We start from the raw sequence: 1,197 nt of genomic DNA on the forward strand, positions 1-1,197 counted from the left end.
TTACTCGATAATCTTCGAGACGACGCCCGCGCCGACGGTCCGTCCGCCTTCGCGGATCGCGAACCGAAGCTCTTCGTTCATCGCGATCGGCGTGATCAATTCCGCCGTGATCTGCACATTGTCGCCCGGCATCACCATCTCCACGCCTTCGGGAAGGTTCAGATTGCCCGTCACGTCCGTCGTCCGGAAATAAAACTGCGGACGGTACCCGTTGAAAAACGGCGTGTGGCGGCCGCCCTCTTCCTTCGTCAGCACATACACCTGCGCCTCGAACTTCGTGTGCGGCGTGATCGAACCCGGCTTCGCCACCACCATCCCCCGCACCACGTCGTCGCGTTCCACGCCGCGAAGCAGCAAGCCCACGTTGTCTCCGGCCTGACCCTCGTCGAGCATCTTCCGGAACATCTCCACGCCCGTCACCACCGTCTCCTTGATCTCGCTCTTCACGCCGACCAACTGCACCTTGTCGCCCACATGGATCACGCCCTGCGCAATCGCGCCCGTCACCACCGTCCCGCGGCCCGTAATCGTGAACACGTCCTCGATCGGCATCAGGAACGGCTTGTCCAACGAACGCGTCGGCGTCGGAATGTACGCGTCCACCGCCTCCATCAGCTTCAACACCGACTGCTCGCCGATTTCCGGGTCGCGCCCTTCCATCGCCGCGCGCGCCGATCCGCGAATCACCGGGATCTCGTCGCCCGGAAACTCGTACTTCGTCAGCAACTCCCGCACTTCCAACTCGACCAAGTCCAGCAATTCCGGATCGTCCACCAAATCAATCTTGTTCATGTACACCACGATCGCCGGCACGTTCACCTGGCGCGCCAGAAGAATGTGCTCGCGCGTCTGCGCCATCGGGCCGTCGTCCGCGCCCACCACCAGGATCGATCCGTCCATCTGCGCCGCGCCCGTAATCATGTTCTTGATGTAGTCCGCGTGGCCGGGGCAGTCCACGTGCGCGTAATGCCGCTTCTCCGTCTCGTATTCAACGTGCGCAATCGCGATCGTGATCCCGCGCTCTTTCTCCTCGGGCGCCTTGTCAATCTGGTCGAACGCCATGACCTGCGCCATGCCCTTCTTCGCCAGCGCCATCGTAATCGCGCTCGTCAGCGTCGTCTTGCCATGATCCACGTGGCCGATCGTGCCAATGTTCACGTGCGGCTTTGTCCGCTCAAACTTTGCCTTTGCCATGTC

1 protein-coding gene is annotated in these 1,197 nt (G+C 62.1%); it reads right to left on the reverse strand.

What is annotated here, in order from left to right; translation table 11 throughout:
- Positions 1–1,194, reverse strand: coding sequence for an elongation factor Tu (gene tuf, locus P5540_19975; GenBank protein HRT67093.1), 1,194 nt, complete (start codon positions 1,192–1,194; stop codon positions 1–3).
- Positions 1,195–1,197: the final 3 nt, after the last annotated feature.

It is taken from the genome of Candidatus Hydrogenedentota bacterium, from assembly GCA_035450225.1.
Taxonomy (GTDB): Bacteria; Hydrogenedentota; Hydrogenedentia; order Hydrogenedentales; family SLHB01; genus DSVR01.